13 protein-coding genes and 1 riboswitch are annotated in these 17,114 nt (G+C 29.7%); of the genes, 5 read left to right on the top strand and 8 right to left on the bottom strand.

All coding sequences use genetic code 11. The annotated features are described in order from the left end of the window. Positions 1–94: 94 nt before the first annotated feature. Entirely contained in the window at positions 95–4,747 is a 4,653-nt protein-coding gene (locus B3086_RS03575; RefSeq protein ID WP_346892784.1) for a cell wall-binding repeat-containing protein, read from the bottom strand. A 516-nt stretch (positions 4,748–5,263) separates the two neighbouring features. Here B3086_RS03575 and arsM point away from each other — a divergent pair. Next, positions 5,264–6,055 carry an arsenite methyltransferase gene (gene arsM, locus B3086_RS03570; protein WP_346876549.1) on the top strand — a complete coding sequence of 264 codons (792 nt, stop codon included), beginning with the start codon at positions 5,264–5,266 and terminating at the stop codon, positions 6,053–6,055. Positions 6,056–6,150: 95 nt separating this feature from the next. On the opposite strand, the gene hisS is transcribed toward arsM, so the two are convergent. Both hisS and B3086_RS03560 read right to left on the bottom strand, forming a co-directional pair. Then, the gene (hisS, locus tag B3086_RS03565) at positions 6,151–7,467 is read right to left on the bottom strand and encodes a histidine--tRNA ligase (RefSeq protein ID WP_346879621.1); all 1,317 of its coding nucleotides are present in this window, start codon (positions 7,465–7,467) and stop codon (positions 6,151–6,153) included. A gap of 353 nt (positions 7,468–7,820) precedes the next feature. Further along, the gene (locus tag B3086_RS03560) at positions 7,821–8,879 is read right to left on the bottom strand and encodes a P1 family peptidase (RefSeq protein ID WP_346892782.1); all 1,059 of its coding nucleotides are present in this window, start codon (positions 8,877–8,879) and stop codon (positions 7,821–7,823) included. A gap of 189 nt (positions 8,880–9,068) precedes the next feature. Between B3086_RS03560 and B3086_RS03555 the strand changes: the two genes are divergently transcribed. Continuing rightward, complete coding sequence (locus tag B3086_RS03555) at positions 9,069–9,293, top strand: DUF1659 domain-containing protein (RefSeq protein ID WP_346892780.1); 225 nt, start codon at positions 9,069–9,071, stop codon at positions 9,291–9,293. Between the two features lie 58 nt (positions 9,294–9,351). Continuing rightward, positions 9,352–9,573 (top strand): DUF2922 domain-containing protein, encoded by a 222-nt coding sequence (locus B3086_RS03550; RefSeq protein WP_346878246.1) that lies wholly within the window; start codon positions 9,352–9,354, stop codon positions 9,571–9,573. Between the two features lie 114 nt (positions 9,574–9,687). Here the strand turns inward: B3086_RS03550 and lysA are convergent, their stop codons facing one another. Further along, positions 9,688–10,995: a diaminopimelate decarboxylase gene (gene lysA, locus B3086_RS03545; RefSeq protein ID WP_346847480.1), complete on the bottom strand. Its 1,308-nt coding sequence runs from the start codon at positions 10,993–10,995 to the stop codon at positions 9,688–9,690. Between the two features lie 141 nt (positions 10,996–11,136). After that, a riboswitch (Lysine riboswitch) is annotated at positions 11,137–11,308 on the bottom strand. A 238-nt stretch (positions 11,309–11,546) separates the two neighbouring features. On the opposite strand from lysA, the gene B3086_RS03540 reads away from it, so the two are divergent. Then, positions 11,547–12,281, top strand: a complete 735-nt coding sequence (locus B3086_RS03540; protein WP_346879622.1) for a DUF3784 domain-containing protein — start codon at positions 11,547–11,549, stop codon at positions 12,279–12,281. Between the two features lie 114 nt (positions 12,282–12,395). Beyond that, complete coding sequence (locus B3086_RS03535; RefSeq protein ID WP_346847482.1) at positions 12,396–12,551, top strand: hypothetical protein; 156 nt, start codon at positions 12,396–12,398, stop codon at positions 12,549–12,551. A gap of 70 nt (positions 12,552–12,621) precedes the next feature. On the opposite strand, the gene B3086_RS03530 is transcribed toward B3086_RS03535, so the two are convergent. From B3086_RS03530 to B3086_RS03515, 4 genes are all read right to left on the bottom strand, one after another. Continuing rightward, positions 12,622–13,932: an ABC transporter permease gene (locus B3086_RS03530; protein ID WP_346879679.1), complete on the bottom strand. Its 1,311-nt coding sequence runs from the start codon at positions 13,930–13,932 to the stop codon at positions 12,622–12,624. Between the two features lie 8 nt (positions 13,933–13,940). Then, a complete protein-coding gene (locus B3086_RS03525) occupies positions 13,941–14,831 on the bottom strand; it encodes an ABC transporter ATP-binding protein (protein ID WP_346878244.1) in 891 nt (296 codons plus the stop codon). 261 nt (positions 14,832–15,092) lie between these two features. Next, a complete protein-coding gene (locus B3086_RS03520; protein ID WP_346847485.1) occupies positions 15,093–15,626 on the bottom strand; it encodes a DUF5317 family protein in 534 nt (177 codons plus the stop codon). A gap of 55 nt (positions 15,627–15,681) precedes the next feature. Continuing rightward, a complete protein-coding gene (locus B3086_RS03515) occupies positions 15,682–16,974 on the bottom strand; it encodes an HD-GYP domain-containing protein (protein WP_346847486.1) in 1,293 nt (430 codons plus the stop codon). Positions 16,975–17,114 lie beyond the last annotated feature (140 nt).

Below are 17,114 nucleotides of genomic sequence, written 5' to 3'. Positions count from 1 at the left end.
TGTACTAAAATATAAATAATTGCAATATATTCATATTTTACATAAAAAACATCCTAGGCATTACTACCTAGGATATTTTACTATTATCTTTATTTTACTTATTATTTATTCTATTTGCTAAATCTTGCACAGCAGTTTTACTAACTTCTCCACCCACTTCTACTACTTTCTTAACTAACATCTTATCTGCTAAAGACTTTTGTTTATCAGATAAATTAGAATTAGTTATTATAACTGGTGAACCTGTTTTAGCTGCTAGAGGTGCAACTACTAGAGAATCTACTAACTTCATACTTTCAGTTACATACATATTTTTTTGCTCTTTTGCAAATAATTTTTCTATAACTAATGCATTAGTTTCGTATCTATCTGCTCCTCCTATTCTATTTTTAGCTATATCCTCAGATGTGATTTTATTTAAATCTTTCATAACTGAGTTCTTAACTACACCTTCTCCACCTATAACATAAGCTGATTTAAGTTTTTGATTTTTAAGCCATGATAATACTTTCTCAGGAATCTTTTTAGTCTCAACTAATATTATTGGAGTCTTATCTGTAGCTGCTTTAGATGAAATAGTTACTGCATCTGCTGGAGCATATCCACCTACTACATAGATATTTTCAACATTCTTTTGTCTATCTATCTGTGTAGCCACTGCTAGTGAAGTTTCATATCTATTTGCTCCACCTAATCTTACTACATCAATTCCCATCTTAGCCATCTCTTTAACTGTAGCTTCAGATACAACACCTGTTCCACCTACTACATAAACCGTTTTAACACCTAATCTCTTTAATTCAGTCTTTGTAGCTTCAGTTAATTTACCAACTTCAGTTAATAGTATTGGTGCGTCGTAGTTTGCTGCAAGAGGTGCTGCTACTAAAGCATCAGCATATGCTGTTCCATTAGCTATTACAGCCATATCAGACTTTTTCCAACCAGTCTTACTAACTTCTACTGCTGTTGCATATCTATCTTTTCCATATAATCTACCAGTAGACTCAACAATCTTTTTAACCTTTTTAACAGTTATTTCCTTAACAGTTGTATTTCCTGCATCATCTATAGCTTCAACAGAAATTTTATTTTCACCTTCAGCTAATTTTACTTCATAAGCTAAATCATATTTAGCACTTTCTAAATCATTAAAGTATGACCAATCTGGTGCTATTGTTTTAACAACATTACCATTTACCTTAACTTTTAAGCTTGGTAGGTTATCGTTTATTTTACCAGAAATAATTACTGAATCTTTAGTAGTTTCAGATGGTACACCTTCAAGGTTAACTACTGGTGCTGTAGTATCTACAAATATTTTATGAGCAAATTCTATTTTATTATTTGCAGCATCTCTAGCAGCAACCATAATGCTATGATATCCATCTTTTAATTCTACTTCAGTTGAGAAATTCCAAAGACCACTATGAGTATCAAAGGTTAATGGTACATTCTTTCCATTTACAGTAAACTCTGCTATAGCTGAAGCATCCTTTACGGTACCTTCAACAACTACTTTACCACTCTTTGATACTCCAAAGAATTCTGGTCCTTCAACCATCACTGTAGGAATTGTAGTATCTCCTTGTGCTGCTCCTGTAGGCTCCTTATATTCTCCTGTAGTTGCTTCTGTTACTTTAGTAGACGTTTTATTTTGTGCATAATCATAAACTTCTACAGAACACTTTTTATAATCTAACTTGCTTAAATCAAATTTTCCTGTTGCATTTTCTTCTACTGCTTTACCATCACTAATAAGTACATATTTATAAACATGTCCCTTATTATTATCTTCTGCAATTACTTCTAGTTGTTTAGTATCTTTATCATAATTAACTTTATTAACTGCAGGTGCCTTTGTATCAACATTTACCTTAAAGTCAAAGTTTTGCCATTTAGCATTATCATAATCTACTTTTGCTTTAACTCTATAAGTATATGCACCATCTGCAACTACCTTATTGTTAACAGTTCCATCCCAAGTAGCATCTTTGCGGATACTATACTTATCGTATTTTCCATCATGGTAATGCTTTTTTACATTGAAATCTTGAGTTAAATTTCTTATAACTTTTCCATCTTTATCTAATACTTCTATATCCAATTCCTTCATATTTCTTAAGTAAGAAAGAATAGGTAATATTGCATCATTTGCACCATCACCATTTGGTGAGAATGCAACTTTATTACCATCTGTATTTTTACCTGATAAATCTACACCTAGGAAATCTAAATCACTATTTACTATAGATGTAACTCCATAGAAAGAAGCTCTTTCTGTTTCATAGATTGATGCATCTATAGCTGGAGCTTTATCCCATGCTCCCTTAAATCCTAGATATGGAATACTTAAAGTTGGGTTTGTATCTGTAGGATCAGATAAAGTTACAAATCCCTCAACATATCCACCATTTACAAAAACATCTTCAATGGATGCTTTATTAAATGCTGTTATAGTATTGCTTAAATCCACAGTAGCAGTAAGTTGAGCTTTTCCATTTTTAGCTACTTTAATTGTATTATTATTAAAAGATATTGGGAATTTTTTAGTATCTTTATTAATTATATTTTGTGCTTCTAAAAGTGTATATCCTTTATACATTAAATCTGTTTGAACAGTACCTGCCACATTATAAGTTAATTCTTTGTCACTAAAGTTCTGAACTTCTATAGTAAATGTAGCTTTATTATCTTTAATTTCTTTTAAATTGACCTTACATTCACCAGTAGTTGTATCTGTAACTATAGCTGGTGTAGTAGTAGACGCTTGAAGATCCATAATTCCAGCACCCTGTCTTCTAGGTGATGTATAGTTGGGTCCTGCAACAACTCCTTCTGCCTGATTTGCTCCATTGTCTACATGAGCTACGGCTGTACTCATCATTAACTTTTTAGCCATTTTAGCTCTTGCTTCACCAGTTAATTTAAAGTCTTTATCTACTCTTTGAAGTACTAATGCTGATCCACCTGCTACATGTGGTGAAGCCATAGATGTACCACTCATGTTTCCATATTTATTATTATTAAGTGTTGACCATATATTACCACCAGGTGCAGTAATTTCAGGTTTAAACTCTAAATCTGGAGTAGTTCCCCAAGATGTAAAATCTGACATGCTTCCTTTAACTGTATTAGGAACTGATATAGTATTACCATTTGCTACAACCTTAACTTCTGAAGTTTTTAGTTGTGTAGCAATTTTAGCACCAAATGAATTTCCTATAAACAACGCTGGAATTGTACCACCCTCTGGATACATCATGCTTATAAGTCCTTCTCCACCACTAGCATTATTATAAACTATAACTGCAGTAGCACCTGCTGCTTCAGCATTAGCTATTTTATCTGTAAAATTATAACCACCACGCTCGATCAAAGCTAAATTACCTTTTACTTCTGCTGGGAAGTGTTCTGGTAATCCGCCTAATCCACAATCTACAGCTTTAAGTTCTTTCCCTTTAAATACAGATAAAATATCTGTTCCTGATGAAGTATATGGAGCTATATTCTTTTCTCCACCAATTGAAAACTCTAGTCCATATCCAGTAACAACATTGTTTTCTATAGATGCAACTTGAAGAGAATCTGTCGCTAACCCTGGAGAACCAACAACACCGTAATCAGGATTCTCAGCATATGGATTATCATGCCCATTTCCAAACACATTAGAGTTTCCTGCTGATATTGCCATAACTACACCATTATCTACAGCTCTATTAACTGCAACTTGCTCTAAATCTGTATCATCTACAAAAGATGCCGTTGAACCTAAGCTCATATTAATAACATCTGCGCCAAGAAGTACTGAATCATCTATAGCCTTAACTATAACATCACCAAAAGTAGAAGCCATAGCTGGGTCATTACCAAATACCTTCATAGCAAGAATTTGTGCTTCCGGAGCAACTCCCTTAATTCCAGCCTTGCTAGTATCTCCATTAGCTCCTACTGTTCCCGCAACGTGCATTCCATGCATTGAAGCATCTGGACCTAAATCTAAGATTTCTTGATTATTATCCATGTAGTTGTATCCATAAGGAACCTTTGAGGTTCTATAGGTACCTGGTAATTTCTTTTCCTTAGATATAGCTTGTACTTCATCTGCTTGAAGTTCAGCTTTATTTTTATCTGTAAGAACCATATCTTTATGTGTTGAATCCACACCAGTATCAATAACTGCTACTACTGTACCTTCTCCATTGTATCCACTAGCCCAGGTTTGCTCCGTTTTTATGATTTCACCACTATTATTCATCATAGGCTCTGGTCTTTCATATTCATTAGCAATAGTAACTGACTTAATTCCAGCCATACTTTCAAGATTTTTAGCTTGTCCTAATGTAGTTTTCATACTAAATCCATTAGCTACATTAGTAAAGCTATTTATAACTTCAAATTTAATTCCTTTAGAACTGATTTTACTTTGTAATGATCGTTGTTCTTTTAAAACTTGGCTTTGAAGTTTACCAACTTCAAATTTACTCATTTCATCAAGTTTTATCCCCTTTTTAGTAGCCTTTTCAAGTACTGCCTCACTGTCTAACTCTACTATAACTCTAACTTCATCAGAGTCTTTAATTGTTTGAAGTGCTGGCTCTTGTTTTATCTGAGCCTGTAATACCATTAGTTTTTCTTTACTTTCTCCCAAAGACTTAACTAGTTCATTAGGAGAAGCAAACGCTGTCATTGTTGAACCTAACACTAAAGATAGAGCTAGTCCAACAGATATGCCCTTTTTAAAGTTCATTAAATTACCCCCTTGATATATAATTTTCTTAACCTTATATGATATGTATATAAATTTATTAACTTATGTTAATTATTTTATATACTTTTAAGAATATATTAACAGTATAAGAATTTATTTCAATAAAAAAATTATCTGATTTTTCTTCCATAAACACTAATCTATTACATAAAAATACTTTTTATTGTTTATTTATCCATATATTTGATATTTTTTCAACATGTAAATCCATAATAATCCAAATATCTACATTATTTCGAAAATAAAGTATACCAAAAATTTTAACTTCGTATACCTAAGTATTCTTAATTTTATTTAAAATTTATATTTTGTTAACTATATATTCATTGATTTTATAATCAAATTATGATTTAAAATCACATTGATTTATTATATATTAATCCATTTTATCTACTACTAAGTATAAATAAGCCATTTTATATAGTATAATAAAATGCATAATATACTAATTATTGCTTACCCTACTATTTAATAAATAATTAAGGAGAGTTTTATATGAATCCAAATAAAAACTTACTAATAAAAAATGCTGTTCGTGAAAGCTATAAAAACATAGCTCTCGGAAAGATAGATAAAAATAGTTGCTGTAGCACTAGTAAAATATCTCTTAAAAAGTCCGCAGTAGAAATTTCAAATAAAATAGGGTACTCTGAAGAAGAAATAAACTCTGTACCTTCAGGAGTAAATATGGGACTTGGCTGTGGTAATCCTCTTTCTATATCTAACTTAAGTCCTAATGAAACTGTTTTAGATTTGGGAAGTGGCGGTGGATTTGATTGTTTTCTAGCTTCAAAAAAAGTTGGTCCTACGGGTTTTGTAATTGGAGTTGATATGACTCATGAAATGTTAAGAAAAGCTCGAATGGCAGCCTCTCAAAACGGCTATAAAAATATAGATTTTAGACTTGGCGAAATTGAAAACTTACCTGTAGCAGACAACATTGTAGATGTAGTTATTTCTAACTGTGTTATAAATCTATCTCCAAATAAACAAAGGGTTTATGATGAAATATATAGAGTTCTAAAACCTGGTGGACGTATTGCAATTTCTGATATAGTTTTAATGAGGGAACTTACAGAGGACATGAAGGCGGATGAATCTTTATATTGTGGGTGAGTTACCGGTGCTTCTTCAGTTGAAGAATTAGAAGTATACTTAAAAAACTCAGGTTTTAAAGAAATTAATATAACTACTAAAGCCGTTCCTAATGAATATGAGGAAAAGTGGGGACATAATCTTAAAGTTGGAGAATACATAATGTCTTCATATATAAAAGCATTTAAATAATACTTAAATAAAAAATGATTAGAGTTAATTGACTCTAATCATTTTTATACTAAAAATGTTATATCATTTATTAGATTTTAATACTACCATTATAATTATCTACTATTTAAAATTGAAATACATTCTTCTGTAGATACTAATTGTTGCTCACCATTTTCCATATTTTTCAAAAGTATTTTATTAGATGTTTTCTCATCTTCTCCAATGATAATAACATATGGTATAGCTAATTTATTTGCATATTTCATTTTTTTAGCAAACTTTCCACCTTCAAGGTAAATATCAACCTTAACTTCAGATTTTCTTAATTGATTACAAACTTCAATACCATAATCAAAATCTTCATCCATTGGTATCACTAAAACATCTATAAGTGAATTACTATCTAAATCTATAATATTACTTTCCATAAAACTCCAGAATAATCTTGTTAATCCAATAGATATACCAACTCCAGGAAGCTTCTTATCCGTATAGAACTGGGCTAAATCATCATATCTACCACCTGAACACACTGAACCAAATTCTGGATAACCATCTAAGAATGTTTCATATACTGTTCCAGTATAATAATCTAATCCTCTAGTTATCTTAAAGTCAACTACATAATTTTTATCAGGAATTCCAAAAGCTTTTATATACTTATTTACAGTTTCTAATTCTTCAACACCTTCTAAAAATCTTTCGTTGGTCACTGAACTATTTTTTAAGAACTGAATCTTCTCCTCATTGCTACCTTCTATAGTTATAAATTTAATAACCTCATCTATTCCTTCACTGGTTTTTATATATTCCTCTAATTCTTCTCTGACCTTGGCTTCTCCAATCTTTTCAATTTTATCTACAACTCTTAATACCTCTATATAATTATCTATATTTAAACTTCTTAAAAATCCATCTAGGATTTTTCTATTATTAATTCTTATTTTAAAGTTATCAAAGCCTAACTCTTTAAATATTTTATATATAGTACTAGGAATCTGAGCATCATTTACTATGCTTAATGCTCCATTTCCAATTACATCTACATCACACTGATAAAATTCTCTAAATCTACCCCTCTGATTCCTCTCACCTCTATAAACTTTTCCAATTTGATATCTTTTAAATGGAAAGGCTATTTCTTCCATGTGTTGAGCTACATAACGTGCAAGTGGTACTGTTAAGTCAAATCTTAATGCCATCTCTGTACTACCCTTAGTTAAAGTATATATTTGCTTTTCTGTGTCTCCACCAGTTTTAGCAAGTAATACTTCACTTTTTTCAATTATAGGAGTGTCTATAGGTAGAAATCCAAAAGACTCATAATTTCTTCTAATGACATCATAAACATTATTAAAGGCTACTTGCTCTCTTGGAGTAAGCTCCATAAATCCTGGCAATATACTAGGCTTTGTTATTTTTGTACTCATATCAATCTCTCCTTAATTTATAAAACTTATATAATATTTATCTGAAAATCTAAAGCTTTCATACTATAAAAAAATCTCTAAAGACAACTAGTATCCTTAGAGATATAAAACTCAATAACTCCATAGATACATTTGCCCTCGCACAAATAGGCCCTATCTATGGCTTAATTTTAAAACCATAATTATAAGACCTTGCATCTATGATGATGTTCATATTTTCTATTTGACAAGTATTTCACTACAACCATCTCCTGTGTAAATAAATCCTATTATAAATAATTTATCATTTAATATATTTCATGTCAATAATTTTAAGTGACTTATACTCTAATTCTTATATACAATCCTGTTTATTAATCTAAGGATTTAGATAATCCATCTCTTCTATTTCCATTTCGACCAATAACTGTGTCGGCTGTAATTAGAGAATTTAGAACTGACTCCTCTACCGCTTCTGCAGCTGCTCTAAAAAAGAAGTCGATATAATTTTCATTAATTACATTAACTTTACTAGTTACACATTCCTCATAATGTTTAATTTTATTAGCTGTACTAAAAGCAATTGCTATATCACCACTTCCATTTCCAAGATAAGAACCTAATCTTGTTATACCCACAATACTTCTCTTTGCCACTCTTTTCAATTGTCTTGGTGATAGCGGAGCATCTGCAGCTAAAATTATCATAATAGATCCCTTTTCCAAATTATCTATATTACAGTTTGTATTAGTTATATTTACACCTATATTATTCCCATATAACATAGGTTTTATATCATTGTTATTAAGTATAAAATCTTCCTTGATTCCAAAATTGGATAATACCAATGCACCTAGTGTATATTCTTCATCTTTTATATTTATTTTTCTAGAAGAAGATCCTATGCCACCCTTATACCCAAAGCAACTCATTCCAGTTCCTGCTCCTACTGCTCCTTCTAAAAAATCTGTAGATGCATTATTTATACTTTCAAATACGTGCTCTTCTTTAACATGAAGTCCTCTAATATCATTTAGATACCCATCATTACATTCTCCAACTATAGGGTTAATAGTTCCTGTTTCAACACCTATATCAGTGTTTATTGAAAGCATATATCTGACTAATCCTTGGCTTACTGTCCCCACATTTAAAGTATTTGTAAGCATAATTGGTGTTTCAATTGTTCCAAGTTCCTCTAATTGTATGGTTCCTACAGTCTTTCCAAAACCATTTATTACGTGAACAGCTCCATATACTTTATCCTTGAATAGATTTCCATCATGGGGTAATATAGCTGTTACTCCTGTGTTTACATCTCCATCTTTTAATGTAACATGACCTACCCTTACTCCTTTTACATCAGTAATTTTATTTTTTTCTCCCCTTGGTAATTTTCCTACAGTAACTTCATAATCTCTAATTCTCTTCATTGTTTCCTCCTAAATTCAAATCACTTATTATAACACTCTATACACTTATCTATATATTTTTAAATAATGACTTATTAAATATTCATCTTCTTAATTTTACTATATTATCTTTCTAAATTTCAAAGTTTTATAATTATTTTCCACTTTTATCTTGAAAGGCATATATGTTCATTGAAAGGAGTTGATACTATGGCAATAACAAATACTAAAAATAATACAGCCTTAGTTATTAAATATACAAAGGGGCAAAACCAGGATGGTAGTCCGAAAATTCAAAGTCAAAGGTTTTCAAAGGTAAGTGGATCTGCTATTGATGAAGAGGTCTACAATTTAGGCATAGTAATTGGATCTGTACTAATAAGTGAACCTACAGAAATTAAAAAACTAGATGATTATACTTTGAATGAAAGCTAAAGATAAAAAATTTCTACTCTCTCATAATTATAATTCTAAAAAATAAGGAGGATTAATAATGGAAAAAAAATTAGTTATGACCTTTAAGGATGAAACGGAAAATAAATTTAATCTTACAGTTAACTCTGTTAAAGATAGTATATCACCTACAGAAATTAACAATATAATGGACTATATTATATCAACTGAAATATTTAAAAGCAAAAATGGAAAATTAGTTTCTAAAACTTCTGCTGTAACTGTAGATACTAGCGCTACTGAACACCCAGTAGGTAACTAAAAAGGAGTGATAAACACGAGGATACTTTTTTAGTATCCCCGTGTTTATATCACTCCCTTTTTATATTTTCATTTCCTTTCACCTGTATCTCTTGTTATAAGCTAAAATTAATTACTATATAATGTCTAAATCTAATTCATTTCTTAACATATCTTCGTAGGTTTCTCTTTTACATATGAGCCTTGGTCCTAATTTTCCAACTAAAACCACTGGTGCCTTAGGAATCTTATTATAATTACTACTCATGGAATAGCAATAGGCTCCTGTAGAAAGCACTGCTAATATATCACCTTTTTTTACCTTTGGAAGACTTATATCATTAATTAATACATCTCCTGATTCACAACATTTACCAGAAATAGTAACCATAGCTTCTTCATTATTTTCTACATTATTGGCTATTAATCCTTGATACTGTGCACTATATAATGATGGTCTTATATTATCTGTCATTCCCCCATCTACAGATACATATTTTTTAATATTAGGAATTTCTTTAACTCCTCCAATAGTATATAAAGTGATTCCACTATTTCCAACTATACTTCTACCTGGTTCTATTATTATATTAGGATTTTTCATCTGTAATTTTCTACTACAACTCTCTACTTCATTTAAAATTCCAGCACAATATTCCTCTATAGTTTTGGGATCGTCACCTTCACCATAATATATACCAAAACCTCCACCTAGGTTAAGTTCTGTCATAGTAATTTCAAAATGATTATTAATACTATTCATTAAATTAATCATAATCCTTACAGCTTCTCTATATGGTTCTATATCAAATATCTGCGATCCTATATGACAGTGAAGTCCTTTTAAATTTATATTCTCAAGCTCACTTATACTCTTTACTACTCTAAATATATTATCCTCCAAAAGAGTAAATCCAAACTTAGAATCAATCTGTCCAGTCTTGATATATTCATGAGTATGTGCCTCAATTCCCGGAATTATTCTAAGTAATATATCCTGAGTTTTTCCATAAACCTCACATATATTATTAATATTCTCCAATTCCATCATATTGTCCACAATAAAGGTTCCAACACCCGCTTTTATTCCTAGTTTTATCTCTTCAATAGTTTTATTATTTCCATGAAAATATACTTTATCCATAGGAAATTCACTGACTATAGCAGTGTAAATTTCTCCTCCTGATACAACATCCAGGCATAGGCCTTCATTCTTCATAACTTGAACAATAGCCTTAGTTAAAAATGCTTTTCCAGCATAGGCTACTTTGTTATCATTTATTTTTGCACCCATAGCTTTCATATATCTTCTACAGTTATCTCTAATTTGCTCTTCATCCATGACGTAAAGAGGAGTTCCAAATTTCTTAACCAGCTCTAAAGTATTAATTCCACCCACAAAAAGATTGTTTTCTTTAACATTCATTGTTCCAAATAAGTTCATAGTAAATTCTCCTTTCAGCTCCCCACTATAAGTTTATGAGAGTAATATTTATTTGGGTACTTATGTACCAAAAATAAAAAAAGGCGGACAAAGGAACACCCTTGTCACGCTCAATTTAATTCACTATGAACACAACAGGTGTTACTTTGTAGCTCTCCACTATTTTCATAGTGGCAGTATAGCACATATTTTGTACTATCCCAGAGAATATCCTTGCCAGGTTATTCTCTTCGGCTTTTCTCCCCTTTCTTCTTGTATCATCGTGTGCCCACTTCTCAAGAATACTTTTGGTAAAAGCTCCTCTACCCTAAATAACATCTCTTAATTATCTAAATTTAATTTTAATACTTATTGGGATAAATATTTTAATTTTCTTAATAATATAATACTCAACAAACATAGTCAATACTTATTTAACATATTTTTTAACTCAACATATACATTTTAAATTTCACTTCTTATATTTTATATTTATTACATTATTTTCTTGATATATTTCATAACTAATCATATAATTTGTATATAATATACTGTATTTAGGAGGAATCTATATGGGAATAAATATTGTACTTTTAATTATTGCATCCTTATTCTTTGGTATTGGAATATGCATAAGTAAATTAAAGTGGTATTGGCTAATCTCAGGATACAACACTATGAATAAAGAAGAAAAAGCAAATGTGGAAATTGAAGCCTTAGGAAATTATATGAGTAAAACATTCTTTTTTATCTCTAGTTTGAATATTATCGGATTTATATTAAATTATTTTTTTAATATTTCTTTATCTATTTTTATAGTTCTAACTGTAATTGTACTACTGTATTCTATTTATAATTGTCAACGCTTTGACCATAATCCAAACTCTAGTAAAGAAACAAAAATTGTATTAGTAATAGTTATATTTATTATGCTGATAACTTGTATACCTATAATGGCTATTGGTTATTCCTCAACTAAAGTAACAATCACTGATACTTCTATAAAAATATCTAGTGGAGTTAATGCTTCAATTCCAAAGGATAAAATAAAAAGTGTTTCCCTAGTAGATGAAATGCCTAAAATTCATATTAGGACAGGCGGCATAGGTATGGGTAGAATCCAAAAAGGAAATTATAGTCTAGAGAATGATATTAAAGCTAAGCTATTCTTAGCTAGCAAAGCGGGTCCCTTCATTGAAATCATATTGGACTCAAGCCCTTCCCATTATTACATTAACTATAAAGATTCAAAGAATACTAAGACAACCTATGATGATATTATAAATAAATTAGACTTAGATAAATAATACAATAACATGAATTTTTACTATAACACTACTACCATATATACAATATATTACTAGTATTATTTTATGTAATTCTACAAATGATAATATTACTTATATTAAGGAGGAAGTATTATGTCTAAAAATTCTTGTAAAACTAAAAATAAAAAAACTACTTCACTAAAATCTGATCCAATATCCCCTAAATACCAAGAAGGTGTTAAAAATAAAGCTAATGAGCATTCTCCATATGGAGAAAATGAACCTTCTACTCATACTATCTTTAGATAAGATAAGCTAACTAGGAATAATCTTTTACAATTTTATTCTTAGTTAGCTTTAAACTTATAATTTCCTTATACTATTTTTCGTTATTAAATATGGTGAATAGATCTTTTATTTTTAGTCTATTACCTGTATGAAGTATTACTACAGAGTATACCCTAGCTGTAAATAGAGTCAACACTACAATTGTTGCTATTAATATTAATAATGAAACTCCCATCTGAACTATACCTATTGTTTCTGACAAAATCATAGATGGTATATAAAATGGTGCTGAAAATGGTACATAGGTTGCAATGGTTCCTATCACTGATTCTGGTGACATTATTGCTGCATATGCTAGGTAAAAACCTATTATTGAAATAAATGATACTGGCATTATAGCTGTATTTAAATCTTCTAACTTACTTATAGTTGCACCAACTAAAGCATTTATAATAGCATACAATACATATCCTAATATGAAGAACAGTATTATTAATACCACTTGTATCACCGGAATTTTTCCAAGTACTGCTGATATATCAAATATATTTGCAGATGTATCTATAAACTTCTTAACTATAGCTCCACTTCCTACAAAGGATATATATGCAGTTAATAATATAGATGCAAACTGAGTTATTGCTAAGAATCCCATACCAACACACTTACCTACAACAAGTTCCATTGGTTTAGTTGATGTAAGTAATAATTCCATTACTCTTGAGGTTTTCTCTGCAACTATAGAACTGGCAACCCAATATCCATAAAAATAAATTATATAGAATAGTAGCATACATACTACCATAGGAAATACCATTTTTATTATCATATCTTCCAAGGTATCATCCTCATCACCTGCAGTAAATACTTGAGTGTTTATAGGTGTAGATAATTTTACTAGCTCTTCTTGTGATACTCCAGCCTTAATTAATCTACTATTATTTAAAATACTAGATATAGTTTCCGCTAGTATTTGTCCATCCTCTGAAGACACAGCATCACTAGTGGGTGTTATTACCTCCACGTAATATCCTATGTTTTCATTACTAATAGAAACTAAAACCATCTTATCTTCTAAGGTTTTAAGTTTTTCTAATATAGCCTCTCTACTTTCTGTAGCCTTTTTTAATTTTAAATTTGGAAAAGCTACTTTTAATCCTGACTCTAAATCTACCTTCAGGTCAGAGTCATTCATATAATAAGCAGTCTCTATTCCAATTTCTTTGCTACCATTAGTTGCCTCTTTACTGTCATCATCCTTACCAAAAATTGCAGGAATAAAGTTTACTAATGATGTTAATATAAGCACCGCTATCAATATTATGGTGGTAGAAATCTTAAATGCCTTACCCTTAACTTGTTGAGCTACAGTGAATTTTGTAACCTTCCAGAAATTATCCATACTCAATTCTACTCACCTACCTTTTCAATAAATATTTCATGAAGAGTTGGTTCCCTAAGCTCAAATCTAATAACTTGAATATTTCTACTTAATATTTCTTTAAGTAAACTTGTAGCTTCATCTTCACTATTAATACTTAACTCTATATAATCTTGATTTTCATTTAAAATTTTCATATTAGCTTTTTCCAATAGTTCTTTTATATCTCCATCACAACTTAAAATTAAGTGATTTCTTCCATAAGATTTTTTAATCTCTTTTAAGTTACCACTTAACACAGTTTTGCCTTTATTAAGTATAACAAGATTCTCACAAAACTCTTCTATAGTACTCATTTGGTGACTTGACATTATTATATATTTACCTCTTGCTATTTCTTCCTTAATTATATCTTTAAACAAATCTGTATTTACTGGATCAAGTCCACTTAAAGGTTCATCTAAAATTAGTACTTCTGGATTAGATATTAAGGCTGCAATAAATTGTATTTTCTGCTGATTACCCTTAGATAATTGCTCTGCTCTTTTATCTCTATATTCAGTAGCTTCTAATCTTTCAAGCCAATATTCAATACTTTTTAACGCCTCCTTGCGAGTCATTCCTTTTAACTCACCAAAGTATATTAATTGATCTAACACAGTAAATTTTGAATATATACCACGTTCTTCTGCTAAATATCCTGTTGAAACTTCTTTAGAATTATACGGTTTCTCATTCCAAGTAATCGTCCCATTATCTTTTTTCAACATTCCTAGCATCATTCTTATGGTAGTAGTTTTTCCTGCACCATTAGTTCCTAATAATCCAAAAACTCCCGGTTCTTCTATGGAAAAGCTTAAATTATCAACTACCAATTTATCACCATAGCTCTTAGCAAGATTATTTACCTTTAACGCCATATTTCCTCCCCCTTATCAATTTTTTCAATTGAGTTATGTTATAACTTTATGTAAATCCTTTTTTACCCATGGTATAAATATATATTATTGTTAATTTGTAGTCAATACACTTTTTTTAAATATAACTTGAATTTTACTTGAAACTACTTGAATTTATACCTATTTTCTTCTTCAACAATTATATTTTATTATTCTATGTAATATGCAAAAAACACCTAAAAGGTGTTCTATAAGCATTAAATATATAATTTTATATTTATTTTAATCTGCCCTAAGCTTCATTCCCTTTACTATAATACCAATGATACCTATAGATAATATAATATCTCCAATACTGGCTATACCCCCATACTTCCATAACTTATATGGTATTACATCTGCTAGAAATTTAAACTTTGTTTCTCCACTAATAATAGAATATAAACCTTTAGTTTCTACTGGTCCACTTACATTTAATATGTCCATAGCCTTTGTACTAATAGGCATAGTACATCCATTTCCGAATATAACCACTATATTCAATAAAAAGCCTATCCCAATCACTAAAATCATCTTATATTTTCTATTGATATATATAAATGCCATTATACAACTATACATTACTATATTTAAAACATAAGTTAAACTTCCAATTTGAAGGTTTCCTGATTTAAGAAAAATCTTCATTATAAATTCCACTAAAAACCCTAGGGCTATAAGCCACCATCCTTTAATTTCGAGATTATTTAAATTTTCTATATTTCCTTTTAGCAAATATCCTAATACTACTCCAAGAATCACTGAAAATAAGAACATGGCTATCCCCCATATATGTAAAATATTTTAAGTTAAATTATTTTTAATTATTATATTAAGGCAACTTTCCACCATTCTTTCCTACAATTCTTAAATAAGTTTCTGCCACCTTAGGATGAAATTGAGTACCTGAATATTTTTTAATTTCCTCTAAAATAATACTTTCCGAAAGTCCTTTCCTATAAGGCCTATCAGATGCCATAGCATCCACCGTATCTGCTAGTTGAACTATGTAAACATTTAAAGGTAATTCATCACCTTTTTTACCATCTGGATATCCTTTTCCGTCATACCTTTCATGATGGTTTCTAACTACAGGATAAACATAATCAATATTTTTAATATCCTTAATTATTTTAATTCCTATCTCCGGATGTTCCTTTATTGCATCGAATTCCTCATCCGTTAACTTACCTGGTTTATTTAAAATAGCATCACTAACTCCAATTTTACCAACATCATGCAGCATAGCAGCTATATTTAATTCTTCAATACTCCACTGATTATATTTTAACTCTTTTCCAATAGCTACAGATATCTCTGCAACTCTTCTAGAATGTCCTTCTGTATATTGATCCCTAGCATCAATTGCATTCATTAAGGCTTCAACAGTATCAATAAACTGAGATTTTGAATCTGAATATAGTAATAGAGTATATCTAATTAACAATAATGGAAATGTTATGAATGCTATGCCTAAATAACCATACTTAATAAATACTAGTGCTAATAAAATTCCTATTGGAATCATAACTACAGAATTTAATATTCCCATTCTTATATTACCCGTAAAACAGAATACTACATTCTTATTTGTAACTATAGACATTAATATAGACATTATTAAACTATTAACTATTATGAAAGCAAAACAAAATACTATCAATGGTCCTATATTGCTAACTATAAAGCTTAGACTAAATTGTCCACCTAAGGTTTTATAAAAAAAATTACCAACTACAACTGGTAATATTAACGCACAACAATTAAATATTGTTCCATATAGTGGAGTATTAAATACATGTTTATACTTATATCCATATATATTTTCATCAACCTTAATTACTCTACATAAAAATCCTAATATAAGAATTATAATGCATTCAAACGTTCCAAATAACACAAAGGAAGCTATAGTTACAGCAAAACTTGTACTAAAAGACATATTCTTAAATGATACTGTAAATGATTCTGTAATTGCTGTTAAAATTATGAATACTATAATATTTGTAAAATTACCAACTTCAATTTCCATTTTCCCATTCATTATAGGAATTACAAAAGAAATTACAGTAACTAAATAAATTAAAATAAAAAATCTTTTTTGTTTTAAAGATATATTATTCATCTTATTCCTCCGATATATTTAAGGCCGATTATTTATTAATCTTAACTATTAAAATATCCAAGTGATAGTTGAACCACCACCCATTGCTAAAGCTAGTAAAGCTATTAAAGCTGGCATAACTTTTTTCATGTTTTTCATTA

It is taken from the genome of Clostridium sp. UBA871 (assembly GCF_002295255.1).
Lineage (GTDB): Bacteria > Bacillota > Clostridia > Clostridiales > Clostridiaceae > Clostridium_J > Clostridium_J sulfidigenes.
The sequence above is the reverse complement of the archived record's forward strand: the minus strand, read 5'-3'. Positions and strand labels throughout refer to the sequence as shown.